The sequence below is a fragment of the Akkermansia sp. N21116 genome, assembly GCF_029854705.2.
Lineage (GTDB): Bacteria > Verrucomicrobiota > Verrucomicrobiia > Verrucomicrobiales > Akkermansiaceae > Akkermansia.
Window position 1 is genome coordinate 1,912,602 of record NZ_CP139035.1, and the last position, 26,946, is coordinate 1,939,547.

17 protein-coding genes are annotated in these 26,946 nt (G+C 53.3%); 5 read left to right on the top strand and 12 right to left on the bottom strand.

Annotation, left to right across the window (positions count from 1 at the left end):
- Positions 1-756: 756 nt before the first annotated feature.
- The 4 genes from QET93_RS07335 to QET93_RS07350 all read right to left on the bottom strand — a co-directional run bounded on the left by QET93_RS07335 (position 757) and on the right by QET93_RS07350 (position 3,242).
- A complete protein-coding gene (locus QET93_RS07335; RefSeq protein ID WP_280126559.1) occupies positions 757-1,161 on the bottom strand; it encodes a peptide chain release factor-like protein in 405 nt (134 codons plus the stop codon).
- 68 nt (positions 1,162-1,229) lie between these two features.
- A complete protein-coding gene (locus QET93_RS07340) occupies positions 1,230-2,612 on the bottom strand; it encodes a UTP--glucose-1-phosphate uridylyltransferase (RefSeq protein ID WP_280132854.1) in 1,383 nt (460 codons plus the stop codon).
- Positions 2,613-2,742: 130 nt separating this feature from the next.
- Positions 2,743-2,952: a hypothetical protein gene (locus QET93_RS07345; protein ID WP_280132853.1), complete on the bottom strand. Its 210-nt coding sequence runs from the start codon at positions 2,950-2,952 to the stop codon at positions 2,743-2,745.
- 86 nt (positions 2,953-3,038) lie between these two features.
- Positions 3,039-3,242, bottom strand: a complete 204-nt coding sequence (locus QET93_RS07350; protein ID WP_280132852.1) for a hypothetical protein — start codon at positions 3,240-3,242, stop codon at positions 3,039-3,041.
- A gap of 249 nt (positions 3,243-3,491) precedes the next feature.
- Between QET93_RS07350 and QET93_RS07355 the strand changes: the two genes are divergently transcribed.
- A complete protein-coding gene (locus QET93_RS07355) occupies positions 3,492-5,600 on the top strand; it encodes a methylmalonyl-CoA mutase family protein (RefSeq protein WP_322189925.1) in 2,109 nt (702 codons plus the stop codon).
- A 21-nt stretch (positions 5,601-5,621) separates the two neighbouring features.
- Complete coding sequence (gene scpA / locus QET93_RS07360) at positions 5,622-7,772, top strand: methylmalonyl-CoA mutase (RefSeq protein WP_280126563.1); 2,151 nt, start codon at positions 5,622-5,624, stop codon at positions 7,770-7,772.
- A gap of 195 nt (positions 7,773-7,967) precedes the next feature.
- Here scpA and QET93_RS07365 read toward each other — a convergent pair whose 3' ends face one another.
- Positions 7,968-8,441, bottom strand: coding sequence for a MarR family transcriptional regulator (locus tag QET93_RS07365; RefSeq protein ID WP_280126564.1), 474 nt, complete (start codon positions 8,439-8,441; stop codon positions 7,968-7,970).
- A gap of 279 nt (positions 8,442-8,720) precedes the next feature.
- On the opposite strand from QET93_RS07365, the gene QET93_RS07370 reads away from it, so the two are divergent.
- Entirely contained in the window at positions 8,721-9,218 is a 498-nt protein-coding gene (locus tag QET93_RS07370; RefSeq protein ID WP_280132850.1) for a hypothetical protein, read from the top strand.
- Between the two features lie 462 nt (positions 9,219-9,680).
- On the opposite strand, the gene feoB is transcribed toward QET93_RS07370, so the two are convergent.
- From feoB to QET93_RS07405, 7 genes are all read right to left on the bottom strand, one after another.
- Positions 9,681-11,924: a ferrous iron transport protein B gene (gene feoB / locus QET93_RS07375; protein ID WP_280132849.1), complete on the bottom strand. Its 2,244-nt coding sequence runs from the start codon at positions 11,922-11,924 to the stop codon at positions 9,681-9,683.
- 51 nt (positions 11,925-11,975) lie between these two features.
- Positions 11,976-12,209, bottom strand: a complete 234-nt coding sequence (locus QET93_RS07380; protein WP_280132848.1) for a ferrous iron transport protein A — start codon at positions 12,207-12,209, stop codon at positions 11,976-11,978.
- A 25-nt stretch (positions 12,210-12,234) separates the two neighbouring features.
- Complete coding sequence (locus QET93_RS07385) at positions 12,235-12,447, bottom strand: FeoA family protein (RefSeq protein ID WP_280126568.1); 213 nt, start codon at positions 12,445-12,447, stop codon at positions 12,235-12,237.
- A 120-nt stretch (positions 12,448-12,567) separates the two neighbouring features.
- Entirely contained in the window at positions 12,568-13,866 is a 1,299-nt protein-coding gene (locus tag QET93_RS07390) for a hypothetical protein (RefSeq protein WP_280132847.1), read from the bottom strand.
- A 229-nt stretch (positions 13,867-14,095) separates the two neighbouring features.
- Positions 14,096-15,178, bottom strand: coding sequence for a GNAT family N-acetyltransferase (locus QET93_RS07395; RefSeq protein WP_280132846.1), 1,083 nt, complete (start codon positions 15,176-15,178; stop codon positions 14,096-14,098).
- Between the two features lie 111 nt (positions 15,179-15,289).
- Entirely contained in the window at positions 15,290-18,706 is a 3,417-nt protein-coding gene (gene secA, locus QET93_RS07400; RefSeq protein WP_280132845.1) for a preprotein translocase subunit SecA, read from the bottom strand.
- 151 nt (positions 18,707-18,857) lie between these two features.
- Complete coding sequence (locus QET93_RS07405; protein WP_280126572.1) at positions 18,858-19,343, bottom strand: NUDIX domain-containing protein; 486 nt, start codon at positions 19,341-19,343, stop codon at positions 18,858-18,860.
- A gap of 258 nt (positions 19,344-19,601) precedes the next feature.
- On the opposite strand from QET93_RS07405, the gene QET93_RS07410 reads away from it, so the two are divergent.
- Both QET93_RS07410 and QET93_RS07415 read left to right on the top strand, forming a co-directional pair.
- Positions 19,602-20,246 carry a superoxide dismutase gene (locus tag QET93_RS07410; RefSeq protein ID WP_280132844.1) on the top strand — a complete coding sequence of 215 codons (645 nt, stop codon included), beginning with the start codon at positions 19,602-19,604 and terminating at the stop codon, positions 20,244-20,246.
- Between the two features lie 533 nt (positions 20,247-20,779).
- The gene (locus QET93_RS07415) at positions 20,780-26,944 is read left to right on the top strand and encodes an RHS repeat-associated core domain-containing protein (RefSeq protein WP_322189926.1); all 6,165 of its coding nucleotides are present in this window, start codon (positions 20,780-20,782) and stop codon (positions 26,942-26,944) included.
- Positions 26,945-26,946: the final 2 nt, after the last annotated feature.

The following is a 26,946-nucleotide window of genomic DNA, read 5'->3' on the forward strand; positions in this document are numbered from 1 at the left end:
CAGAGGAATTCCATGTCTCTTCCTTGAAAAATTCTATAACATCCATTAAATAAACATCTTTTATCATCATATATATATGGCTTGAAATAATCTTGACAACGGATTCTAAATCCGCTATGCGATCTTTGAATCTTATATCATTCGCAATAGATTATATGGAGGCATTTCTGGGTGATTATACAGATGAAAATACTTAAATAATAATTAATGAATTAAATAATCTGAGTGAAGTTTATATAACAATATATCGATGATGTCTTATTGGTGGTTTGTTTGTATTTGTAACAATAAAAAACACAATCGTCTACATAGTATTTATTCTAATTCGAAGATTTTGCAAATTTCCCGGTTTTTATAAAAATTTGATCCTGATTGACGCCAATAATTACAAAAATGTATAATTAAAGTCTTTTTCTCGTGCTTGATGTTGAAAATTTGGCTTTGAATACCAAGATTTCGTAAATCGGTTGCGAACGTTCTCCTTTTTATCTGGAGCGGGGATGAACCCTGTACGAGAGGGGGGGATGCGGATCCGTCAAATCGGGGGGGCTCCTGACGGGGTTTTGAATGGTTCGCTTCAGGAAAAATGTATAGGCATCAAATCTGGGAACGCGTTTCGAGCTAAGATCGAATTGATTTTTCCAGGGCGTTTTTGAATATGCCGGTCCACCTGCAAATTAAAAGAGAAATGCAACATCAGGGAGACGCGGATGAGATGGGATAGGGCTCCTTAATGTTGATAAGGAGGGAAGTGTGTCAATCGTTGTCCACGGGCTGGCGGCGGATTGATTTGATTGACGAATGATGGTGTTTGTCGGCAAGGGTGCGCTGGCGCTGGCGGCGGGATTTGCGACGTTTTTGGCGGCGGAGTTTTTCGATTGCCTGCCGTTTGGCGGTGCGTTCTCCCTTGATGACTCCTTCGTAGGCGTCGCATAATTCGCGGCGGGCCAGGAAGCGGTTGATTTCCCGGGAGCGTTCCATGTGGCATTTGACGGCGATGCCGCTGGGGATATGCCGGAGGAAGACGCAGTTGTTGGTTTTGTTGACTTTTTGCCCTCCGTTGCCTGTACCGCGGACGAATTTTTCTTCGAGGTCGTCTTCCCGGATGCCCAGTTCGGCCATGCGTTGTTTGAGGGCTTCGAGTTTTTCCGGTCTGACCATGTGGGGAAGGGGATGAGGGGTACGGCCCCCGGAGGCGGTGTCCGGAAGCCGGAAGGGAAGGAGGGGGGTTATTCTCCGTAAACGCCCGGACGGAGGGTTTCCGTAGTGGAAGATTCGTTGACAAGATCGACGTCCCCCTGGAGGGTGCAGCCGGGTTCGAAGTGGAATGCACCCCGGATGGTGACTTTGCCGGCATGGAGGAGCGATGGGAGCCCGAGGGCGTCCAGGGAGTCCACGAGTTTATAAAGTTTGCCGTCCAGATCGACAATGGGGGCGGTGCCGTTGCGGGAGGGATGCAGAGAGACTTTGCCCGTTTTGTCGATGATGACGGCGTCGGAACGGAGCAGCAGGAGGTCCGAACACGTTTTGACGGGGAAGAACCGCGATCTGGGGACGTCGACGGCGCGTGCCCCCGGGAAGCATTCGATGCCGGCTCCCATGGCTACTTCGAGCTGGAAGACTTTGGGGGAGGATGCGTCGCGGGGATCGATCGTTTTGCTGTTGCGGATCATGGGCAGGGGCAGGACGCCTCCATTGGCATTGAGGATATCCTTGAGCGTATCCAGGCGGATCCACAGAGTATTGGTGTTGAAGTAGCGGTGGCGGTCGATGTCCTGGAAGGAGGGAATGTCTTCGTCCGGGCACTGGGCGACTTCACGGAGGATGAGCCGGTTGTCCGACTTGCGGACGGCCAGGTGGCCGCCCTTCTTGTCGGCTTCCGTGCGGCGGGTGACTTCCATGACGAAGGGGGCCCCGGATTCGGCAAACCAGCGCAGGAAGTTGAGGTCAAGCTGGGCGCCGAGGTTGTCCGAGTTGGAAATGAAGGCGTACTTGACGCCTTGGGCGAGGAGACGGTCCAGCCAGCCGGAACCGAGCAGGGCAGGGTAGAGGTCACCATGGCCGGGAGGGCACCATTCGAGGTCGGGATTGGCCGGCCAGACTGCCGGTTCCAGCGTATCGGCAAGGATTTTGGGGACCCTGTTTTGCATGAGTTCCACTTCCTGCGGGTTGTCGAGTCCGTCGGAAGCGTATTTGGAGAGGTAGTCGAGAGTGTCTTTGCTGGTGGAGAACGAGTCCATTAACAAGAGGCGGACAGGAGTACCGGAAATGGAGCGGAGGTGCTTGATCTGCCGGACGATGATATCGAGGAAGGTGTCCTGTTCTTTGACAGTCAGCAGGCTTTTGGCTTTTTGCAAGCCCATGCTTGTGCCGAGCCCTCCATTGAGTTTGATGCAGACGGTTTGAGCGATCAGATTGGCGTCGGCCGGAGCGGTGGAGGAGATAATCCCGTCCCACGCGTCGATGTTGTCCGCCGGGGCGATGGCTTTTTCGGGAATCATGCCGCTGTGGTTGGCGGCCAGGGATTCGTAGCATCGGCGGAACGCTCCGATGGCGGCGTCGCTTAGTCCGACGTTCCGCATCTTTTCATCAAAAGGGGCAAAGTTGCTCATGGCTCTTTTTTTCATACGGAAAGTCTTTCTGAGAGACAAGTCTATTCACCGTTTCCGGGGTTGAGGCCTGCGGAAAAAGAATCGGTGCGCGTGTCCGGGCGGGGAAGGAAGACAAGCGGATGGAAGGAAGTCAGGAATTCCGGGGCATGAAGAAGGCTTGGAGGATGCATAAGAGGTGCAGGCCGATGGGAATCGGCAGGAAAAGGAGCCACGTCATGGTTGCATAGGTTCCGGAAACGATGAGGAACCAGATGGCGGCCTGGATGAAATACCCTTTATAGAGTTGTCCCAGCCCGGGGATAAACAGGCTGAGGGCGGATGCCAGTATTGATTTTCCCATGGTGGCAGAACGATTGATTGCGAGGTATCCTATTCTGCCGCTCGTCGGGGAGGCAAGGATAAATGTTTACGAATAATTCTTGCTGATTATTCATCCATGAAAAATGCCTGAAGAATGCACAATAAATGCAGGAAGATCGGGATCGGCAGGAAGAGGAACCACGTCATGGTCACATAGGCGCCGGAAACGATGAGGAACCAGATGACGGCCTGGATGAAATGCCCTTTGTAGAGCTGACCCAGGCCGGGAACAAACAGACTGAGGGCGGATGCCAGTATTGATTTTCCCATGATTGAAATGCGGTGTGATGACAATGGAGCCGCACGTTGTGCGTTCCTGAAGTTGAGACCTTGCCGACGGGATTTCCGTTCATGAAGAAAAGGACATGTTTTCCCAAGGGTGGCATATGTTGTATGAGGAGCGTTCTTTAGCCCAAAATACCCCGTCAAGAGGATAAATGTCCCGCCGTGTGTCATTTCTGGCTGGACTTTAGGGACGTTCAGGAGGAAAATCGTGCCGTGCATTATGTTCGGCCGTTCATGCACACGCTGTTTGTTTGCAAGCAGCCCAAGGTAGGCCGAGACCCAATTGACTTCGCCATGCAACAGGGAAATACGCCAAACAATCCGGATATTGATTTCGGAGAATTCGCCCCAGCAACCTACGCCGAATGGCGTGACGCAGCCATCGCTGCCTTGAAAGGTGCTGATTTTGATAAAAAGCTTTTCACCAAACTTGTGGAAGGCATTACGCTCAACCCGATTTACAACCGGGGCGATGTGCAGGACAACGGAGAGGCCGCCGGCCAGTTCCCGTACCGTCGAGGCACAAGACCCCTCGGTTATGTGGAAAAAGAGTGTGAAGTGGCCCAGGGAATTCCTGCCGCCAATGCCGAAGATTTCAACAGTCGGCTCCTTCACGATCTGATGCGCGGACAGACCGCCGTCAACATCCAGTTGAACTGCAAGTGCGGCTTAAAGCTCCGCAAGCAGGCCGATTGGAATACCGCGCTCAAGGATGTCGTGCTCGACTCTCTGCCCGTGTACATCACGCCGGGCTCCTGCGGACTGGGCGTTCTTGCCATGTTCCTCAATACCTATAAGGCTGGCGGCTACGATGTAGCCAAGCTGACGGGCGGTGTGCTGTATGATCCGGTCGGCAAGACCGTGGGCAAGGGGTCGCTTTGCGGCGGCAAGGGTATTTGCGCCTATTACGACCAGATGGCAGCCATGACCAAGTGGGCCGTCGCCAATGCTCCCGGATTCCAGACGATCGGCGTGAGCGGTCTTCCCTATAGCGATTCCGGCGCTTCCGCCATCGAAGAATTGAGTGCCATGCTTTCCACGGCGGTCGCCTACCTGCGCGCCATGGAAGAACGCGGCATTTCCATCGACGATGCCGCCTCCCACATGCGTTTTACCGTTGGCATCGGAGCTAATCTTTTCCTTGAAGTGGCCAAGATCCGCGCTCTCCGCGAACTCTGGGCTTCCGTTGTCAAGAGCTGCGGCGGCAGTGAAGAAGCCGCCAAGATCAAGCTGCATGCCCGTTCCTCCTTCTGGACGATTTCCAAGGTGGATCCGTGGGTCAACATGCTGCGCGGCACGTCCCAGGCATTCTCCGCCTTCCTGGGCGGAGTGGATAGCTTGGACATCCTGCCTTTCGATTGCGCCGTCCGCATGCCGGACGAGTTCTCCCGCCGCATTGCCCGCAATACGCAGTTGATTCTGCTGGGCGAGTGCAATCTGGACAAGGTTGTGGATCCGGCCGGCGGCTCCTGGTACATCGAAAGCCTGACGAACGAAGTGGCCCGGAAAGTCTGGGACATGTTCCGTTCCATCGAACAGGAAGGCGGCATCATCAAGGCCCTTCAAGCCGGTACGGTACAGAAGCGCGTGAACGCCACGGCCGCCAAGCGCTACGAAATGGCCGACCAGCGCCGTCAGTCCATTGTCGGCGTCAACCAGTACGTGAACCTGGACGAGAAGAAGCTTGAAGTGACCGAACCCCTGGCCTGCGCTGCCAAGGGCCACTGCTGCAAGAGTGAAAATCCCGCCCTCCCGGAAGTTAGCATGTGTGTGAAATCCGTGGCTCAGGCGGCCGAAGAAGGATTCTCCACCTGCCTGATCAACAAGGCTCTATGCGCCGGCGTCGACTGCAAGTGCGGCGGTCCGTTGGAAATCGAACCTCTGCCTGTGCGCCGCCTTGCCGAGCGTTTTGAATCCCTTCTGGCCAAGGCTGATGCCTGGGTGGAAGCCAAGGGTTCCCGTCCGATGGTGTTCTTTGCCAATATGGGGCCGTTGCGCCAGCACAAGGCCCGTGCCGACTTCTCCCGCGACTTCCTGCGCGCAGGCGGTCTCGACGTTGTCTATCCCGCCGGGTTCCAGACTCCGGAAGAAGCCGCCAAGGCTGCCGCCGAAAGCGGATGCAGCGTGTGTGTGATCTGCTCGACGGACGACACCTATCCCGAAATTGTCCCGGCCTTCTGCAAGGCTCTCCGGGCGCTTCGTCCCGATATGATGGTTGCCCTCGCCGGGTATCCCGCCGATTATGTGGAGTCCTTCAAGGAAGCCGGGGTGGATGTCTTCATCCACGTCCGAGCCAACTGTTACACGACACTTGAAACCATCCAGAACAAAATCGGCCTTTAACCCCAACCTTTATTTCATATCATGAGCAATATCCCAGATTTTGCGTCTGCCAACTTCCCTGAAATCAAGGTTGGCACACCGCACCCGGCTAATCAGGAAGAATCCTGGATAACCAACGAACAGATCGCCGTCGATCCGGTTTACACCAAGGACGTGTACGACGATTGCCTCCACCTCGACTTTACGGCCGGCATTGCCCCGAACCTTCGCGGTCCGTATGCCACGATGTACGTTGCCCGTCCCTGGACGGTGCGCCAGTACGCCGGTTTCTCGACCGCTGAAGAATCCAACGCGTTCTACCGCCGCAACCTGGCCGCCGGTCAGAAGGGGCTTTCCATCGCATTCGACCTTGCAACGCACCGCGGGTACGATTCCGACCACCCGCGCGTCGTTGGTGATGTCGGCAAGGCCGGTGTTGCCGTAGACTCCATCCTGGATATGGAAATCCTTTTCAAGGGAATTCCGCTGGACAAGATGTCCGTCTCCATGACAATGAACGGAGCCGTCCTTCCCGTGCTGGCCTTCTACATTGTGGCCGCCCAGGAACAAGGCTGTACGCTCGACCAGCTTTCCGGTACGATCCAGAACGACATTCTGAAGGAATACATGGTACGTAATACGTACATCTATCCGCCGGATCCCTCCATGCGCATCATCGCCGACATCTTCGAATTCACTTCGAAGTTCATGCCGAAGTTCAACTCCATTTCCATTTCCGGCTATCACATGCAGGAAGCCGGCGCCACCGCCGACCTGGAAATGGCCTACACGCTGGCCGACGGCCTCCAGTACGTCCGTACGGGGATTCAGGCCGGGATCGACATTGATGCCTTTGCCCCCCGCCTGTCCTTCTTCTGGGCTCAGGGCAAGAACTACTTCATGGAAGTGGCCAAGATGCGCGCCGCGCGTGTCCTGTGGGCCAAGATCATCAAGCAGTTCAACCCGAAGAATCCGAAGTCCCTGGCTCTGCGCACGCACTCCCAGACGTCGGGCTGGTCCCTGACGGAACAGGATCCGTTCAACAACGTGACGCGTACCTGCATCGAAGCCCTTGCTGCTTCCTGCGGTCACACACAGTCCCTGCATACCAACTCGCTGGACGAAGCCATTGCCCTGCCGACCGACTTCTCGGCCCGCATCGCACGTAACACCCAGCTCTTCCTGCAGGACGAAACGACGATCTGCAAGGTCATCGACCCGTGGGGCGGTTCCTACTATGTGGAATACCTGACGAACGAACTTATCCGCAAGGGATGGGCTCATATTCAGGAAGTGGAAGCCCTCGGCGGCATGGCCAAGGCCATTGAAACCGGTCTGCCCAAGATGCGTATCGAAGAAGCGGCCGCCCGCCGCCAGGCCGCCATCGATTCCGGCAAGGAACCGATCATCGGCGTCAACAAGTACCGTCTGGAACAGGAAGAAAAGATGGACATCCTCGAAGTGGACAATTCCGCCGTCCGCGATGCCCAGATTGCCCGCCTGCACAAGCTCCGCAGCGAACGCGACAGCGCCGCCTGCGAGGCTGCCCTGAAGGCTCTTTCCGACTGCGCCCGCACCGGTGAAGGCAATCTGCTCGACCTCTCCATCAAGGCGGCCAAGGCCCGTGCCTCCCTTGGTGAAATCTCCTCCGCTCTGGAAGAACATTTCGGGCGTCATAAAGCACCAATCAAACTTATTACTGGCGTGTACGGTACAGCATATGGAAACGATCCCCTGGTGGAAGAAGTGCGCAAGATGACGAACACCTTCGCCGAACGCGAAGGGCGCCGTCCCCGCATTCTCGTCGCCAAGATGGGGCAGGACGGTCACGACCGCGGAGCCAAGGTGGTTTCTTCCGCCTATGCCGACCTCGGTTTTGACGTTGACGTAGGTCCGCTCTTCCAGACTCCGGAAGAAACGGCCAAGATGGCTATTGAAAACGATGTCCATATCGTGGGCATGAGTTCTCTGGCCGCCGGGCACAAGACGCTTCTCCCGCAGCTGGTGGAAGAACTCGCCAAGCAGGGTCGTCCGGACATCCAGGTCTTCTGCGGCGGCGTTATCCCCGCCCAGGACTATGATTACCTGAAGGAACACGGTGCTGTGGCCATCTTCGGCCCGGGTACCAACATTCCGGCTGCCGCCAAGGAAATCATGGAAGTGCTGGATCGGCAGTTCTCCATCGAGGACTGATTCTTCCTTCCTGTCCATGCCGGAGTTTTCGCCGGTATGGAGAGTTCCAACGAACCTTTCAAGTCTGCCCCTCCTGTGATGGAGGGGCAGACTTTTTGCTTGCATGCCATGTATCCCGGCATACAAAAAACCGGGTTCCGGATCAGATCGTCCGGAACCCGGTAAGGGAATATGGAAAGGTGGGAAGGGAGAAGATTAGAAACGGGGATTGATGCGTTTCCTTATCATTTTCTGGGTGGGCGCCAGGTGCCTGAGGGAGTCGGCATCCTGCTTTTGCATGATGTTGGCCAAGTCATGGGCGATGTTTTGCCGCATGCGGGCGACGAGTTCTTTGCCGGATTCCGTGATTTGGACCATGATTTTGCGGCGATCATTGGCGGCCTGGGTCCGGGCGATGTAACCCATTTCTTCCAGTTTGTCGACCATGCCGGTAGCAGCCGCGGTAGAGTGTCCCATTTTTTTTGCGATATTGGACATGGTGAGGAAGTCCTCGTTATCCAGGTAGGTCAGAAGGAAAAACTGGGGATAGGAGACACGACTGTCCGTCAGTTGGGGGGAGAGGTTCAAGATGCATGAACGCTGCGTAAAGATCACGAAATCAGCAAGTTTATTGGCTTCTTCCGAAACGGGGATGTCGCCCTTGGCTGGTGAGGTCTGGTGTGATTTCATCGTGAGATTCCAGGTAGTTGGTTCACGTAAGGTAATGTGGTTCCGGGATGATCGCAAGCAGGAAATGTAAATTTTTATTAAAATTTTATAAAACGTGATCATCAGCAATTGATAAAAGACGGTTGGAATAGAGAGGAGGCGAGGTGTTGTCGCCGGACGCTGGACAGAAGGGAAATGGACCGAAGGAACTCTAATTTGTAAAGAGATGGTTAATAATTTCAAATTGGATTGACATGAGGACAAGTTCAACCATAATCACCGATATAGTCTCCTTAACTTATGATCACCTTTTCTCTCAAAAGAATTCTCTCCTTTTTGTGTGCCGGAGCAGCTGTGACGACTCTTGTCGGCTGTGGCGGTAGTGGTACTGAAGAGCGTGGATTGGCGCCGGACAATATCGGTTCCTATGTTCTTCAGATTGACCCTTCCGATCCGATTTCGGGCGTTTCTCCCGGATTGTTGAATGTCTATGGTTCCGGCGGATCCCTTCAGACGGGGGTTAATACGGGTACTATGTTCACGGCTCAGGTTACTTATGTTAAGACCGGGAAGGATACTGCGGTGCTTTCCATTGGATGGTTTACACCCGATCCTGCTTCCAACCCGACGACGAGTACCTGGGAAGTTGATTGTTCCATAACGTTTACCGAGCAACAGCAGGGTACGATTCTTGGTACAATTACCAATTGGAATTACCGGTATGAATATGCTGGTTTGGAGGGGAACCAGAGCGAAGGTCACGGAACTTCCGGTATGGCCAAGCTTGTTCCCAGGTAAACGAAATCCCTTTCATTTTTTACGGGCTGTCTTCCAAGGTTTTGTAGACCGGCGGGAGACAGCCCTTTTTCTTGTTCTCTTACTTCCTTTAAAAAGGATATTGTCTAGTCCTGAAATAGCGTTTTTCGGGGTGTAACGCTATTTCAGGACTAGACACAGAATACAAAAAGGGCCGCACTCTTTGAGGTACGGCCCTTTGAATGGGGTCAATCAGGAAGGCAGAATGAAGAGCCGTTTCCTAGTGATGGTGGCAGTGATGTTTGTCCTTGCCGGAGCAGCAACATTTGGATGAATCCTTTTCGGAATTGCATGGGCATGTTTCCCCGCATCCGCTGCATCCTCCGCAAGAACCGCCTTTTTTACAAAATGTTTTGTAAATGGCGAAAGCGAAAGCAAGTAGCAGGAGAGCTCCGATGATGTATGTAGCCATATAGTTGTGTTGTGATGAGAATGAAGGTGGTGTTATTCGCCGGCCCGGGAGGGCTTTTTGACGAGAAGCCAGATGATGGATGCCAGCACGGCGAAGGCGAGTACCTGTCCGGCTCCGAATCCGCTCCCTTCATAAAGCCATGTGCCGAACTGATTGATCAGGAAGGCGAGGACATAGGCTAACAAGCACATGTAGCCTATGGCGAACCAGGTCCATTTGGCGCTGTTCATTTCGCGGCGGATGGCTCCTATGGCGGCAAAACAGGGAGCGCAGAGCAGGTTGAAGATCATGAATGAGAAGGCGGTAATGGTCGTGAAGGCTCCTGCCCGGGCGAGTTTGGAACCCGTTTCCTGGATTTCCTGTTCTTCTTCATCAATGTCTTCTTCCGGAGCGGCATCGGCCACGGCTTCTCCGGCTTGATGTTCCGTTTCCGGAGCGGCGGCCGGTATTTCTCCCTCTCCGTCTTTTTCCGCGAATTCAGAGGATCCTGCATCGGCATAGAGGACACCAAAAGTGCCGACAACGTTTTCCTTGGCGATTAAGCCGGTAACGGTAGCGACGGTCGGTTTCCAATCCCCCCAGCCGAGCGGCGAAAAGACGGGGGCGGCTGCATTGCCGAGGTTTGCCAGCATACTGTCGTTTTCTTCGACGGAATCCATTTTCCAATTGTAGCTGGAAAGGAACCAGATGAGGGCGCTGGCGAGGAAGATGATGCTCCCTGCCTTCTTGACAAAAGCTTTGCAACGTTCCCAGGCATGGACGATGACATTCTTCCATGCCGGGATGTGGTAGAGGGGCAGTTCCATGACGAATGGGCTGGGATCTCCGGCGAACATGGCTGTTTTCTTCAAGATGAGTCCGGAGAGGATAATGGCGCCTATGCCGATGAAGTAGGCGCTGGGTGCCACCCAGGATGAGTCCGGAAAGAATGCTCCCGCGATCAAAGCGATGATGGGGGTCTTGGCTCCGCATGGAATAAAGGTGGTTACCATGATTGTCATGCGGCGGTCTTTTTCATTTTCAATCGTGCGCGTTGCCATGACTCCGGGAACGCCGCAACCCATCGAAACGAGCATCGGGATGAATGATTTGCCGGAAAGCCCGAATTTGCGGAAAATGCGATCCATGATAAATGCGACGCGCGACATGTATCCGCAGTCTTCCAGAATACCGAGGCAAAGGAACAGGACTGCCATTTGAGGCAGGAAACCGAGGACGGCCCCGACACCTGCGATGATGCCGTCCAGAATCAGGCTTTGCAGCCATTCGGCGCATGCGACGCTTTCCAGGAATGAGCTTGTCCACTCCGGGATAAGTTCTCCGAAAAGAGTATCGTTGGCCCAGTCCGTACCGTAGGCGCCGATGGTCTGGATGGAGATGTAATAGACGGCCCACATGACGACGGCGAAGATGGGCAGCCCGAACCAGCGGTTGGTGATGATGCGGTCGATTTTGTCGCTTGTGGTCATGCCGCTTTGCCTGGCTTTGACCACAACGTTCGAAACGATGTCTGCAATGGCATTGTAGCGTTCCCCGGTGATGATGGATTCCCCGTCATCGTCGTACTTCTTTTCCGTTTTTCCGATGATGTCGTCAATGACTGCCTTTTCGTGGGGGGTGAGAGGCAGTTCTTCCATGATTTTCTTGTCTCGTTCAAAGACTTTGACTGCAAACCATTTGCTTTTTTCCCGAGGGCAGTAGGGGACAATGACTGACGAGATTTCTTCCAGAGCTTTTTCAATGTGGGACGGGAAGGGGAGAGGATGCGGTGCTGCCAGGGATCTGCCGGTAATGTCTGAGACAACCTTGTCGGTGAGTTCCTTGACGCCCGTGCCTTTCAAGGCGCTGATTTCAATGACTTCGCAACCGAGAGCCTTGCCGAGTTTTTCCGTATCAATCTTGTCGCCGCGCTTCCGGACGATATCGATCATGTTCAAGGCGATGATGACCGGAATGCCCAGTTCGCATAGCTGGGTCGTGAGATAGAGGTTTCGCTCAAGGTTGCTGCCGTCGATGAGGTTGATGATCAGGGACGGGTTGTCGGAGACCAGATAATCCCGGCTGACGATTTCTTCCAGCGTGTAGGGAGAGAGAGAATAGATGCCTGGGAGGTCCTGGATCAGGATATCCTTGTGGCCTTTCAGTCTGCCTTCCTTCTTTTCGACGGTAACGCCGGGCCAGTTGCCGACGTATTGGCTTGCGCCCGTCAATGCGTTGAAAAGAGTCGTTTTACCGCAATTCGGATTACCGGCGAGAGCGATTGTGATTTTACTCATAGGTGTTGTCCGTTGGTGGATGTTGAGGATGCAAGCAGGGGGGAAGGCGGGTTATTGCAAGTGGATGTGTTCGGCTTCCGCTTTGCGGATGGAGAGTTCGTAGCCGCGCACGGTCACTTCGATCGGATCACCGAGAGGTGCTACTTTACGCACGAAGATGGAGGTTCCTTTGGTGACTCCCATGTCCATAATGCGGCGTTTGATGGCGCTTTCTCCCGATAGTTTTGCAACCGTAACGGTTTCCCCGATACGGGTGTCTCTTAGGGTTTTGCTGAGTGTATTCATAAGATTGTGAAACAAAGGCGCAGGATCAATCGACAAAAATCTTTCCGGCAAGCACTTTGCTGAGAGCGATGCGGGTACCTTTGACTTTGACAATGAGGCTGCCATTGTTTTCGGAGATGACGGAGACGATACTGCCGGAGACGAATCCCAGGTTTTCGAGGAAGCGGCGGGTTTCGTCCTTGCCGTGGATTTTGTTGACTTGGCGGATGTCGCCGATGTTAAGCATGGAAAGTGGCATGATCTGTGTTGGATGGTGTTGTGAAATGGCCTCTTCGCGAAATATGCCTGCAGCCGGCGGGCGTGTGTTGCGACGGGCTTCTTTTAATCAAGCCCGTGAACAACACTGTGCAGCGGTGTCTTAGAAAGAGAGAATCCCTTGAATTGAAAAAACGCTGGCGACACTTCTATCCCGCCTCATGGCGGGATGCCTTGTGAGCTGATAGGATGGTTCGATGAAGAAGTAGGGGGTAACGGCACAGCAATAAACACACTGGAAGGTGATTTCACGATTGTGCGGCTTGATCCGTTCATCGCTTTCGTCGGATTCAAGAATACCGGCTTCCGGTTTGACGATGGCAAGGGCAAGGCCCAGGTAGTTGGAATCTGCCTCATTCAAACCGGTGATGATTGAAAAGGGCTTTTTGACGATCAATCCTCCGGAAACTTGTGCCATGGCTCCACCGGGATTGTCAGAACTGGCACAGCTCCAGCCTGCACGGAAAAAGACGGCAAAGGGGCTCTTCCCGAGGTCTTGTTCGGCATTGTACCCGATACCGGCATGATTTTCTCCGTCGGAATGGAACATGAACGGTTCCAGTCGATGCGTGCCGCGGCCTATGCCCAGGACATCTTCACTGGTCCAGGAGATTTCCCCGATCAGGTTGAAGGCTTTGCCTGTCGTACGGCGGAACGGATTCTGGCCGGATTCGCAATCCAGCATGTTTCCTCCGAGCTGGATGATCCACTGGTCTCCCATCTGGCGTTGGAGCATGAATCCGAAATTGCTTTCTCCGAGGGGCAGGACAAGATTGTTCACGAAAGGGCCGGCCGTGAATTGACCGAACGATGTGTTGGCGTAGGAATTGGTGTCGATATAATTCGTTTGGTTGACAACGCCCAGCATCAGGACGCTCCGTCCGTCGTCAAATCCCTGGGACAGCAGTAATTCGGGCATGTAGTAGAAGTCGTCACGGTAGATGTCGCAGTCGGTATTGCTGAGGCTGCCGAGGGTATCGTCCATGGTTGTTTCCCTTGAGCGAGAATCCAAAGCGCTCGACCCGGATACTTCCGCCTTGATCCAGGTACCCTGGTGCCTTTCGGAAGTGACGAGGTTCAAGCCGACGTGGGCATGCAGCTTGTACCAGTTTTGCCCGGAAGGGGAACCTTCCGCCGCATGGCCAAACCATGAACGGCTGTATGATTGTTCGATGAAATACTGGATACGGGATTTGGCAAGATTGGTATGGAAATCGGTCAGCCAATTGCTGACGGGATCGTGGGGGAAGGGAACGGAGTCATCTCCGTATTCGGAACCGATCATATCAAGATCGTTCAGAAGGGCTCCCGGAGTCGATGGGGCTTCGTCTGCCAGGGAATAGGAACAAAGAGCGAATCCGGCTACTGCAAGGAGGGGTAGGTTGATGTGCATTTGGGGCATGGTTAATTGTTCAGGTGAAACAGAAAGTTAGCTAAAACTAACATTATGTCAACCTTTTCCTTGCAAAAGGAATGGTAAAAACCAAGCCTATGCAAATAGGCTATCGTATAAACTCATGCTTGTCAATAATTTGCGGTGCACATCAATTTGTTCGTCCAGAAAAATAAATTTAGTCCAAACTAATAATGGGACGAGTGAAATCTGACGATGCTCCTTGGAGGGCGTTGTATCAGTCCAATTCCCGCCCGAAGACTCCGGAGTGGCGTCCGCTCAATTCCAGCACCATGCGGCGGTGGCTCGGGAGAGTATCGCGGGAGTATTCCGCGTAGTGGAGGCGGTCCCGGAAGTAATAGACGGCACTTTGCGAGAGAGCGAAGATAAAATGCATGCCCAGTTCCCGGGCCTTTTGTTCCGCAAAGGAGCACAAAGCCTTGCCGTAGCCGTGGCCTTCATGGCTCTGTTTGATATACAGGCAACCGAGTTCGGCGGATTTTTGCTCGGGATACGGATAAACGGCTACGCAGCCTATGATACTGTCGTCAAGGGTGAGGACGTAGTAATCCTTGAGGCGTTCGTGAATGTCTTCGTAACTGCGGTCGACGAGCTGGTCTTGAATGACGGAACGGGCGATCATGGAAAGCAGTTCGGGGATGTCTTCTTCATGAAGCGGACGGATTTCCCGGTAGGAGTCCGAGTGAACCATGGTGCCGACGCCTTCTTCGGAGAAAAGTTCGTCTACAAGGACGCCGCGATTACGACCGTCGAGAAGGTGGACGCGCTGGATACCGCGGCGGCAGACTTCCGCCGCTTCGAGCAGAAGTTCCTTGTAGGAGATTTCTCCTCGGATGTCGGCGACTTCGCTCTCCAGAATGGCGTGAATGGGGGCCTTGTCCCGCGTAGGAACCCGTTCGTCGTCCAGAAGGGCGATGAATTTGTTGGCTTTCAGGGCAGAAGCCATGCGGACGGTACCTTCGTCGAATGTCTGGTCGCAGCCTGATGCGACGACAGGGATCTGGCGGCGGTTGAGAATTTCTTCAACCCGTCCGATGACGAGTTCTCCTGCGGAGAGAGGCGCTTCGACGGCCGCAGATCGCATTTCACAGACGCGGGTTTCAGCATAAAGGCGCGAAGCGTCGCTGCCTTCGGCGACGAGTATCAGGCGGACGCCGATTTCGTGGAGGACGTCCAGGTCAAGCAGGGCATCGACAAGTTCTTCCGAATTGAGCAGATCCTGGGCGACGTGAACGACAAAGAGCTTCCCCCGGAAGTACGGTACGTACTCCAATACGGATCGGACATTCGGGACGGGCATAGGGCTCTTGTTGGGGGGAGGGAAGTTGTCTGGGGAAAGAGAAGTAGGCGAGAAAAACACCTCCGTAGGCTTTGATGATCGCCTTCCGGAGGTGCTGTCAAGGTAGGTATCTTAACGAGTCAGAGTTTCGCCGGAGTTCTCGTATGTGCCGAGGACGCTTCCGGAATCCATGGAACCGACGGTCAGGGACGGTTCCACGTTGCCGGCTGCTGCTGCCGGAGCGGGCGTATCGCCGGCGGTCTGGGGCTGGGTGTCGCCCTTGCGGCAGATATTGACCGTGGGTTTACGGGTAATCAGTTCAACCTTCGTATCCTGGCGCACAAGTACGGGATCCATTTCGGACGACGAAGCGGAAATGGAGATGGGCATACCGTCAGGCATCACGGGCATAGGGTGGCTGGCCGGGGCTTCGCGCCTGGGGGGAGCGGGAGTGCGTTCCGGCGTGGCATTGCGCATGGCTTTGGCAGAGGAGACCTGTTCGCGCAGGGCTTCCAGAAGGTTGGCCGGCATGCCGTCGAATGTGAGGTTCGGCTCCCCGTCGTCTTCGCTTTCGGACGTGGACTGGGGAAGGCTGGCAAGGAACTCTTCGAAGGCATCAAGGTTGGTCGTGCTGCTGAACATGTTTTTCAGGACGGTCTGGTTGATGTTGTCCATCAGCGTTACGAACATGTCGTAGGCTTCCTTTTTATATTCGATGAGCGGATCTTTCTGGCCCTGGGCCCGGAGACGCACGCCTTCGCGCAGGGAGTCCATGTTGTAGAGGTGTTCCTGCCAAAGTTTGTCGATGGACGTTAGAACCGTTTGGCGTTCCATGTGGTCGAGGTATTCGGCCCGTTCATGTTCCAGTTTCTGTTCATAAACGACTTTGACTTTTTCAATGATGAACTTCGCGCATTCTTCAGGGGTCTTTGTCGTGAAGCCGGCTTGCTCGTCGGTGAGCGCCAGCGGGAAGGTGGAGTTGACCCAGGAGAGGAGTTCGTCGGGGTTGGGCTGTTCGTCTCTGTCCACGACCATGTAGAACTGAACCTTGTCCATGACAGCCTCTTCGAGGACGTCGTAGATGATAGCCCGCGGATCTTCAGTGATGAGGACATCGTTGCGGAAGCCATAGACGACTTCTCTCTGCTTGTTCATGACGTCGTCGTAGTCGAGGACGTGTTTGCGCCACATGTAGTTGCGCTGTTCGACTCGCTTCTGGGCGTTTTCGACGGTTTTGTTGAGCCATCCGTGTTCAAGGGCTTCTCCGTCCTGGACGCCGAAGCGTTCCATCATCTTGGTCATGCGTTCGGCCGCACCGAAGTTGCGCATCAGGTCGTCCTCAAACGAGATGAAGAACTGGGAGGCACCGGGGTCGCCCTGGCGGGCGCAACGTCCGCGCAACTGGCGATCAATACGGCGGGATTCGTGGCGTTCCGTACCGAGTACGAAAAGACCGCCCAATTCGTTTACTCCTTCGCCCAGCTTGATGTCGGTACCGCGGCCGGCCATGTTGGTGGAGACGGTGACTGCTCCCTTTTTGCCTGCCTGAGAGATGATTTCGGCTTCCCTCTGGTGGTTTTTGGCATTGAGCACTTCATGCGGGATCTTCACGCGTTTGAGCATGCGGGAAAGCGTTTCGGAAGCGTCTACGCTGGCCGTACCGATGAGGATGGGCTGTCCCTTGCCGTGGAGTTCCTGAATCTTGGCGACGACGGCATTGAATTTCTCACGGCGCGTCTTGAAGATGAGGTCGTTGGAGTCCTTGCGCACGCAGGGTTTGTTCGTCGGGATGGGAAGGACGTCCAGCTTGTAGATGTCGTGGAATTCCGCAGCTTCCGTTTCTGCTGTGCCCGTCATGCCGGCGAGCTTTTTGTAAAGGCGGAAGTAGTTTTGAATGGTGATGGTGGCGTAGGTCTGGTTTTCGCGTTCGATTTCCAACCCTTCCTTGGCTTCGACGGCTTGGTGGAGACCGTCGGACCAACGGCGCCCGGGCATTTCGCGGCCCGTGTTCTGGTCAACAATGATGACCTTGCCTTCTTTGACGACGTATTCGACGTCTTTTTCGTAAATGCAGTAGGCTTTGAGGAGCTGGGAAGTGGTGTGAAGGCGCTGTCCGGTTTCGTCGAGGCGTTGGTAAAGTTCGCGCTTCTTGCGGGCCTTGTCCTGTTCCGTGAGGCGGGGATCTTCATCCATTTCCGCGATGGCGGTACCGATGTCGGGCAGGATGAAAGCCTGGGGATCGTCCGGTGAAATGAGCTTGCGCCCCTTTTCCATCAGATCGGCGTCGTGGGTTTTTTCTTCGACGGAAAAGAAGAGTTCTTCCTTGAGGCGATAAAGCTCTTTCTTGCGGGTATCCTGGTAGAGGAAGAGCTCGTACTTCTCCATCATGCGGCGGTATTCCGGTTCTTCCATGGCGCGCATGAAAGCACGGTTGCGAGGCTGGCCGAGCTTGACTTTAAGCAGGCAGCGTCCGGCTTCCTCGTTCTGTCCGTTTTTGGCCAGTTCCATGGCCTGGGCCATCAATTCGTTGCAAAGTTCCGTCTGTGCCTTGACAACTTTGGAGACTGCGGGGCAGAGGGCATCGTACTGCTGTTCGCGTGTAATGACGGAGGGACCGGAGATGATAAGCGGCGTCCGGGCTTCGTCAATGAGGATGGAGTCCACTTCGTCGATAATGGCGAAGTAGTGGCCGCGCTGCACCTGTTCTTCTGCGGAGGAAGCCATGCCGTTGTCGCGCAGGTAGTCGAACCCGAATTCGGCGTTTGTACCGTATGTGATGTCACAGTTGTATTGTTCGCGTCGCAGGTGGGAAGGCATCATGCTCTGGATACAGCCGACCGTCAGGCCGAGGTACTCGAACAAAGTGCCCATCCATTCGGAGTCACGGCGGGCGAGGTAATCGTTGACCGTGACGACGTGAACGCCCATACCGGTCAGGGCATTCAGGTAGACGGGCAGGGTGGCGACAAGCGTCTTGCCTTCACCGGTGGCCATTTCAGAAATATACCCGCGGTGCAGGGAGATGCCGCCGAGCAACTGGACGTTGAAGTGGACCATGTCCCAAGTCTGTTCCTGGCCGCAGACCGATTTGGTGAGTCCGCACAATTGACGGGCTCCGGCCTTGGCGACGGCGAATGCTTCTGGAAGGATTTTGTTGAGGTATTTTTCGCGCAATTTGGCGAATTCGGGCGTCAGTTCCCTCCATACCTTCTTGGCGGCTTCGATCGAATCAGGGGTGGATTCCACCCGGGGAAGGTTGGGAAAATCCGGTTTGAGGAGGTCGAACCGGTCATTGAGCATCTTGGCGATGTCTGTCAGTTGCTCTTTATCGGCGGATTCCACCAAGCGCAGGGGAGGGATGGCCATCGGCAGGAACCTGTGCAGGTAGGACTGCCATTCCCGCGTCTTGTCGATTAGAAATTGTTGGTCGATATGCTGGCCTTGCCACTCGCGTTCGATATTGACGATACGGTCCACGATGGGGCGCAGTTTCTTGATTTCGCGCTGGTTTTTAGAACCGACTATTTTGGTGAGAATCCACTTAATCATTGATATGGCGGGAAAATTTAATCAGACCCTTTGGAGAGAGCAACCCACAAGGTAGGGAGGAAAGTATGCAAAACACTCCCAACATGCAAGCATACACCTTTCTCCGGACGGGAAATGACGCAATACGCGGAAGGAAAACAATTCGTGCCGGTCAGACGGGATCCGCTTCTTCCGGATGGAAAAAGAAATTATCCATGACTTCCCGGTATACGTCCCGTTTGAACGGCGGCAACCAGGAAAAGTCGAATTCTTCCGGTTTGATCCAGCGGTAAGCCTTGAATTCTCGCTGGTCGAGACTGGGTTCCGGGGCGTCTTCCATGAGGCGGCAGAGGAAGTAGGTTTGTTCCTGTCCGACATAGGGCTTGCCGCGTTTAGCCTTGATTTTGTCGAGGACCGCGTCGGGATAGTCGTACCGGTAGCCTGTCCGTCCGGACTCGATTCTATAGTGTTCGGGCAGGAATCCGACTTCTTCCCATATTTCACGGCTGACTGCTTCCAGTGCATTTTCTCCTTCGTCAATGCCTCCTTGGGGGAATTGCCATGCGCCGTCTTCTTTTGTCCGTTCGCAAATCAGGAGGAGTCCTTGCGGGTTGACGATAATGGCGGCAGTGTTCGGGCGGTACTGTTTTTCTTCCATGCCCCGTTTGTATCATATCAACGATGGACATGAACTCCAAAATCGTACCTTCTCCATGAGATACGGAAAGACCTGGAAGATGAAGAAAAGAAAAATTAGTCCCATTATAATTGAACCTTTTTTGATATCGGGCTGTCTCATCTCCTAAGTTCACCTCATGGATACCTCGCAAACGGCGAGAGGCGGGGCTACCATAGCCTCCCGCAAGCTGTCGAGAGACTCCGGAATTTAACAAACACCAAACTATAAACGATCATCATGAATAATCCGCTTCAGTCCCCCTCGCATATCGGTTATGCCGATGGCAAGTATGTTCTGCCTCCTCTTCCGTATGCCTATGATGCGCTGGAACCTCTGATGGACGAAGCCACCGTACGGCTCCACCACGACAAGCACCATGCAGCCTACGTCGCCGGTGCCAATGCCGCTGCCGCCAAACTCAAGGAAATTGCCGATGGGACGGCGGATGCCGCGTTGACAACCCCCACGGTGCGTAACTTGTCCTTCCATACCTCGGGACATGCCTTGCATACGATCTTCTGGACGAACATGACGCCCACCCCGAAAGCGGCGCCCGCTGGTCCTCTGGCTGCTGCCATCGAAGCGAAGTTCGGCTCCCTGTCTGCCATGCTGACGGTGTTCAAAGCCGCTGCCGCCGGTGTGGAAGGTTCCGGCTGGGCTATTCTTGGCATTGATCCTGTTTCACGGGAACTCGTCGTCTGCGGTGCGGAAAAACACCAGAATCTGGAAATCCCCGGACTGGTGCCTCTGCTGGCATGCGACGTCTGGGAACACGCCTATTATCTGTTGCATCAGAACAACAGAGCAGCTTATATCGAAAACTTCGTCAAGCTCATCAACTGGGACGACGTCGAGGCCCGCTACGAGGCGGCAACCGCCTGAAATTGATCTCCATTCCTTTCAGGCTGCGCCCCGTCCGGAGTCAATTCCAGACGGGGCGCTTCCTTGAACAAGCGGTTTTCACGATGTGACGAAACGGTCACGCAGGAAACTGTTGACATTAAAACAAACCATGAGAACATACAGACACATGATTAAGAGAAATAACAAGCTATTCATGAGCAGGACTCAACGGGAGTCCGCCGATAGACGCAGAATAGCCTCCATGATTGCAGAGCAATCCGAAAACGCAAAGAAAGAGGAAGACAAGGCTTCCGAATAAAGGTATGTCCCCTCTTACCCAATCTATCATCAAATAGTCAACCGGCGGTTCTCCCCGCCGGTTTTTTTGTGCCCCAATAGGGACGAGTATATTTCGCCGGGATAAAAATGAGTTTTGGGATTTGCGTGTAATTCTGAAATTTTGGAAAATAAATTTTATCTCTTGACTTCATGTGATTTGTGTGTGGGAGTAGGTATAGTCCCGGAAGGGGTTTGATTTGTTGTGTTTTCCTGATTTTAACCATCTTACATCAATGACCCCGTCCAATTTTTCTCCATCCGACGCCTCTTCAGAAAAAGAGCCTCTGTTTATTACCATCAAACCAATCTATTATGAATTTACAGAGATTGGGGATTCGGAGCACTATTTCAGTGTTTCTACGAATGCCCTTCATTTCCGCATCGCCCGGGAAGATGTAGGAACATATCCTTGGGCAGTACCTTTGTATTATTCTAGTGAAGAATGCCCGGGGGGGAGGATTCCGGTGATTTGCGGCCTCAATGAGGGACCGGATCGATCGGGAGAATGGATTATTCAAGCCTTCGATGACGAGGCTGATTTTAATACGGAACGCGCCGTCAGAGGACGTTGCTTTATTAGCCAGGATGGATCATCGTCAAGCAGTAGTAGTAGCTCCAGTTCGTCTGGAGGAGGTCCTGGAAGCAGTAGTTCCAGCTCATCGGGTAGTAGTGGTTCATCATCGTCGAGTAGCAGTTCGTCGAGCGGTTCGAGTTCGTCTAGCAGCAGTAGTGAATCGAGTGGTTCGAGCTCGTCCGGTAGCAGCAGCAGTGAATCGAGTGGTTCGAGTTCGTCCGGTAGCAGCAGCAGTGAATCGAGCGGTTCGAGTTCGTCCGGTAGCAGCAGTGAATCGAGCGGTTCGAGTTCGTCCAGTAGCAGCAGTGAATCGAGCGGTTCGAGCTCGTCCGGTAGCAGCAGTAGTGAATCGAGCTGTTCTAGTTCGTCCGGTAGCAGCAGTGAATCGAGCGGTTCGAGCTCGTCCGGTAGCAGCAGTAGTGAGTCGAGCGGTTCGAGTTCGTCCGGTAGTAGTAGTGAATCAAGCAGTTCGAGCTCGTCCGGTAGCAGCAGTAGTGAATCGAGCAGTTCGAGTTCGTCCGGTAGTAGTAGTGAATCGAGCAGTTCGAGTTCGTCCGGTAGTAGTAGTGAATCAAGCAGTTCGAGCTCGTCCGGTAGCAGCAGTAGTGAATCGAGCAGTTCGAGTTCGTCGAGTAGTTCGAGCTCTTCATCAAGTAGCAGCGAGTCCAGCAGCTCCAGTTCGTCGTCAAGCAGCAGTAGTTCTTCTTCCTCAAGTGATCCTCCTCCGGATGACGATGACTGTCAGCCATGCGATTGTGATGATGAGGATTGTGAAGATGGTGATGGCGATACGGGGCAGACTCTCCCCATTGAAGACGGTGATGAGCCGGATAATTGCGAAAGTTCCGGCAAGGTTGGCGGGACTCCCAACCCATCCAATCCTTCTTCTTTCAGGGCGGGACGCAGTTCTGAACCGGATGCTCCTGCCATTCCTTTCCGTTTTGACAGTCAGATGGAATGGACGGCGAGTTTTGATGCCTTTTCCCGTCAGGTAACGATTTTCAAGGCTTCCGGTCGTTGCCTGTACTACAAGGCTGCTCCTCAGTCCGACCGGGCGGAACGCCAGGGAATTTCCCGTCGGGATACTTCGCTCGTCCAGCTTCTCAACAGCGATCTGACACCCTGCACGAATGATAACCCTGCTTATCTTTGCCAGGTGATGGCAGATGGTTCCAAACGCCGTTTTTCCGCGGAAACAGGCAAGGTGGTCTCCACCACGACGAGTTCCGGAGCGGTTGTCACGGCAGATGAATACGCCGAACGGCTTCAGGTGACGCGCGATACCGACGGAGAAGTCACTTCCATCTGGAGTTCCACGCAGGGGTTGTTCCTGCTGGAACGCAGTTTCAACAAGCTTGTCATCAACCACTATCCCGCGAATCAGGTTACCGGCGATGCCCGTACGGGGCGTTCGGCGTCCGGCACTCCATTCAAGACCTATTCCTATGAGTGCTGGCAGGATGGCTCCGCCAAAATGATGAAAATCATCAATCAGCGCGCGGGGCAACCGGCGACGCAAGTGCTTCGCCGAGTTGAGGATGGCCTGGTGACGGTTACGACAGGAGAGGGAGATGATCGCATCATCAAGACCTTTGCCCGCAATTACCTTCCAGGCGGCATGTGGGAAGAGATCAGAACTGTCCGCGGCATCGACGATGTGGCTCCTGTTTCCTGTGTCCGTACGGTGAAGAAGAATTCCGCCGGAGGCTGGCTGACGGTCAGCCGGACGGAGGGCTATGGCTCGTCCGCTTCCAGGACGACGACATGGATCCACAATGCACAATTCCGCCCTTCACTGGAAATCAAATCCGATGGAGGCTACACGCGCTACGAGTACGATGAGCAGGGGCGGGTTGTTTTGGAAGCCTCTCCATGGAGTTCTGGCTCTGACGAGAAGGTGATTCGGACGACGTATGCGAATCTGCGCTTCAATGACTGCCGCCCCTTGTTGACGGTTGAATTGATTCGTTCGGAAGATGGAAAAGAAACGGAATTGTCCCGCAAGTCATACAGTTATAGCGACTCTCCGCAAGTGAACCGCACGACGGTGACTCAAACGGGGCTGGGGGTGACTGGTCCCCGCGTCTCAATTCGCGAGACCTATGGAGAATTGGCGGCGTGTTCCTATGCTTGCGGACATGTGAAGCTGGAGCAGGATCACAATGGTGTTCAAAGGCGTTACTCATACGAACGCGCCTTGCAATACGGGGCTGTTTGGAAGGAAACGATGGAAACGGCTGTCAATGGGCAAGTTGTTTCCGGACGCAGCGAACGCAGAGTCCGCTATATTGCCGCCAATGGGGATACCATTCGTGAAGAAAATTATGTGTTTGTTGCAACGGGCTGGAAGCTCAAGGCGACAGCCGATTACGAGTATGATTTCGAACACAATGTAACGCGAAAGACGCTCGGCAATGGGCGTGAATCGACCGCCGAATGGATGTGTTGCGGCCCCTTGCGCAAGATCGATGAAGATGGCGTGATGACATCATACGGTTACAATACGGCACGCCAACTGATCGAAACGATTCGGGCTGCTACAGAAACGACGCCGGAAACGATTGTATCCTACATGCGCGATGCGGCGGGGCGTATTCGTGAGGAACGCCGGGATGTCGGAGCGATGACGACTCGGAAGGCAAGAAGCTACGACGGAATCGGGAGGGTAATTTATTCTACAGATGCCTTGGGCCGGGTGACGACATGGACATACAATGAAGCGCAGCGAACCACGACTCGGACGGCTCCGTCCGGGGCGACCTTGATCACGATCACCAATCCCGACGGAACTCCATGGGAGGAAAGCGGTACGGGGCAGAGAAACATTCGCTACGGTTATGAAGTCGTTGCGGATGGTATCCGGACGACGGTATCGGCGAAGACGTCCGGTGGTCAATGGGTAGCCGTGTCGCGTACCACCAGGAATGGCCTCGGAGAAACGATCCGTGAGGAACGGGCCGATACGCAGGGAGGATGGATCGTGACGGAGCATAGCTACAATGCCCTGGGGCAGCTCGTGCGAAGCCGGACGGGGCAGATGGCTCCTACCCTGTACGAGTACGATGTGATGGGGGAAGTCTCCAAACGGACCTTAGCTCTGGAGGATGTTCCCACCCCCCAGAACTCCCGGGTAGAACAAACTTCCCGGGCATACGAATCCCGTGCGGATGGGGTTTATGATTCGATTTCGACGACGACATACAACCAGAACGGGGATCCATTGGTTGAAACTGTCTCGAAACTCGTTTCTTCCTTAAGCCCGACTCTGGAAAGCAGGAAGGAAACGAAGGATATCTACGGAAAAATTACGGAAGAGTGGTCGGAATACGCCGCCCCAACCCAGCGAATGCAATATCTCAAGATTCCGACGTCGACCTTGGTGGCGTGTTCGGTGGTCGTTGATGGCTGGATTCGACAGGCAACCGACAATGTCGGTATTGAGACATCGCAGAGCAGGAGCTATACAATGACCGGCATGACGATTTCCCGTACGGATGGGCGCGGAAACACGACCGTGACGGAAGCCGATCTGGATGGGAGGACGATCAAGGTGACAGATGCGGCGGGAGCTGTCACGGTGACAGGATATGATGAGCGTTTTGATCTGCCATCCTGCATCACTAATGCCCTGGGGAATACGACATACTATGCCTACGACATCCGGGGACGCAAGACATCGGAATATGGTACGGCTATCAAGCCAGCCGTCTTCGGCTATGATGAGATGGATCATATGATTCGTCTGACGACATTCCGTGTGCCGGGAAGCGTGATCACGACAGATCCGAGTAGCCGCACCGACGGAGATACGACCAGTTGGACGTATGATGAGGCGACGGGACTTCAATTGAAGAAGACCTACGCGGACAACTCCCAGCTCGTGTACACCTACGATGCCATGAACCGCCAGAGTACACATACCCTGGCAAGGGGCATTGTCATCACCTATACTTACGATCCCTTAACGGGAGACATGACGGGGATATCTTACAGCGATGAAACCTCCAGCCGTACGTTTGTGTACAATAATCTCGGCTTGCTTGTGGAAATATGGACGGGAAATGAGATTAATTGCGAAATAAAAGTCTACAATGAATATAATCAATTGTCCTTGGAAAATTATTTCTTAGGAGAGGATGAAAGCTACCATATTTGTGCTTATGACGAATGGGGACGTATTGTTTCCGACAATTTACAAATAACGAGGAGCGGGAGTGAGAATATCTCCATCTATGAGACTAAAATTTCATACAACGAATTGGGGCAATTGTCGCGATATATCTACAATCCCGGTCAGGAGAATGAACGGGCATTTCAATTCAATTATCTGGCAGGGAGTCAATACGTTTCTTCAATCAACTTCCCGGATCCGCTTTCTTTGGAATACGCCTACGAAGTGTCGCGAGACATTTTATCCGGCATCCAGTGTCGCAATACTGCAGACGACAACGTCATTTGTAGTCGTGCTCAAAGTTATGACCTGCTTGGAAGACCGACAGGGAGAACGCAAATCCGCGAAGGTGTGACGCGCAACGACACCTTTGGTTACAACTCGTTGAATGAATTGAGCTCGGCTAATCTGGGAGGAAATCTTTTCAACTATGCCTACGATAACATTGGCAACAGAAAATCGTCGGACGAGTTTGAAGAAACCACCTCCTACCTTTCCAATAATTTGAACCAGTACACAAGCATTGGTAAGGAGGAAGAGCCAGTCTTCATTCCCACTTACGATGCGGACGGCAACCAGACAAGGATACGGACAACAACGGGAATCTGGAATGTGGTGTATAACGCTGAAAATCGTCCCGTACGGTTTTCAAGTTCCGACGGTACGCTCGTGATCGAATGCACCTACGACTACATGGGTAGAAGAACTCACAAAATTCTGAAGCGCAATGGCAAACTGGAATTCGATGAAATGTACCACTATAACGGCTACCTCCAAACAGCCGCGATCCGGGGAACAGAGATACAACACGTCATTCTATGGAATCCTACCGAAACTGTTGCCACGCGTCCTTTGGCGCAAATCAGGAACGGAAACTTCTATTACGCCGTACATGACTTCGTGAAGAACATTACCGAATGGATTACCGAGACAGGTAGTATTGAGGCAAGCTTCGATTATACTCCTTACGGTGCTATCATGAATGAAACAGGCGATCTAACACTAGGTTACATTGGGTTTTCGAGCGAGGTTATGGATAGGGAATTGGAATTGGTGTATTACAATTACCGACACCTGAATCCTATGGATGGAAGGTGGACGAGTAGAGATCCTCTTGGAATTATGGATGGCTCATTTTATGAGTATGTTTTTTCAAAAAATAATTGTATGAATCATTTTGATTTTCTTGGTTTGCTTGATTGTGATGGATCTAATGTGGGAAAAATGGAACTAACAAAAGCTTCTTTGATATTTATTATGATGAATGAAAAAGAACATTCTATAGAAGGAGAAGCAGAAGATAGTGCAAAGGATATTATGGGGAAAATAGCTGAAAATCCTAAGGAAGATATTAAGATGCCAACTATGAGTTTAGCTGGCAGTATAAAGCTTCCTGTTAAAATCATGGGAGCTATGGCAACTGCATCTTCTGGGGGGGTAGCATTACGATCAGTTAAAGCTGAAATGGAAATTGAAAGATGTTGTTGTGAGAAAGGAAAAAATGTTAAGAAAAAATTTAAGGGATCAAAAAAAGTTGATATGGGAACTGGAAGTATGGGATTTATTGATATATTAACTCAAACAATGATGGATGCTATGCTGGGAGCTGCAAATCAAATCCATGAAAAAATAAAAAATGAATGTGATAAATAAAA

Bases quoted from the DNA above. Each gene is read 5' to 3' on its own strand.
- QET93_RS07335 (WP_280126559.1), bottom strand. From the start codon at position 1,161: ATGGTCAGACCGGAAAAACTCGAAGCCCTCAAACAACGCATGGCCGAA.
- QET93_RS07340 (WP_280132854.1), bottom strand. From the start codon at position 2,612: ATGAGCAACTTTGCCCCTTTTGATGAAAAGATGCGGAACGTCGGACTA.
- QET93_RS07345 (WP_280132853.1), bottom strand. From the start codon at position 2,952: ATGGGAAAATCAATACTGGCATCCGCCCTCAGCCTGTTTATCCCCGGG.
- QET93_RS07350 (WP_280132852.1), bottom strand. From the start codon at position 3,242: ATGGGAAAATCAATACTGGCATCCGCCCTCAGTCTGTTTGTTCCCGGC.
- QET93_RS07355 (WP_322189925.1), top strand. From the start codon at position 3,492: ATGCACACGCTGTTTGTTTGCAAGCAGCCCAAGGTAGGCCGAGACCCA.
- scpA (WP_280126563.1), top strand. From the start codon at position 5,622: ATGAGCAATATCCCAGATTTTGCGTCTGCCAACTTCCCTGAAATCAAG.
- QET93_RS07365 (WP_280126564.1), bottom strand. From the start codon at position 8,441: ATGAAATCACACCAGACCTCACCAGCCAAGGGCGACATCCCCGTTTCG.
- QET93_RS07370 (WP_280132850.1), top strand. From the start codon at position 8,721: ATGATCACCTTTTCTCTCAAAAGAATTCTCTCCTTTTTGTGTGCCGGA.
- feoB (WP_280132849.1), bottom strand. From the start codon at position 11,924: ATGAGTAAAATCACAATCGCTCTCGCCGGTAATCCGAATTGCGGTAAA.
- QET93_RS07380 (WP_280132848.1), bottom strand. From the start codon at position 12,209: ATGAATACACTCAGCAAAACCCTAAGAGACACCCGTATCGGGGAAACC.
- QET93_RS07385 (WP_280126568.1), bottom strand. From the start codon at position 12,447: ATGCCACTTTCCATGCTTAACATCGGCGACATCCGCCAAGTCAACAAA.
- QET93_RS07390 (WP_280132847.1), bottom strand. From the start codon at position 13,866: ATGCCCCAAATGCACATCAACCTACCCCTCCTTGCAGTAGCCGGATTC.
- QET93_RS07395 (WP_280132846.1), bottom strand. From the start codon at position 15,178: ATGCCCGTCCCGAATGTCCGATCCGTATTGGAGTACGTACCGTACTTC.
- secA (WP_280132845.1), bottom strand. From the start codon at position 18,706: ATGATTAAGTGGATTCTCACCAAAATAGTCGGTTCTAAAAACCAGCGC.
- QET93_RS07405 (WP_280126572.1), bottom strand. From the start codon at position 19,343: ATGGAAGAAAAACAGTACCGCCCGAACACTGCCGCCATTATCGTCAAC.
- QET93_RS07410 (WP_280132844.1), top strand. From the start codon at position 19,602: ATGAATAATCCGCTTCAGTCCCCCTCGCATATCGGTTATGCCGATGGC.
- QET93_RS07415 (WP_322189926.1), top strand. From the start codon at position 20,780: ATGACCCCGTCCAATTTTTCTCCATCCGACGCCTCTTCAGAAAAAGAG.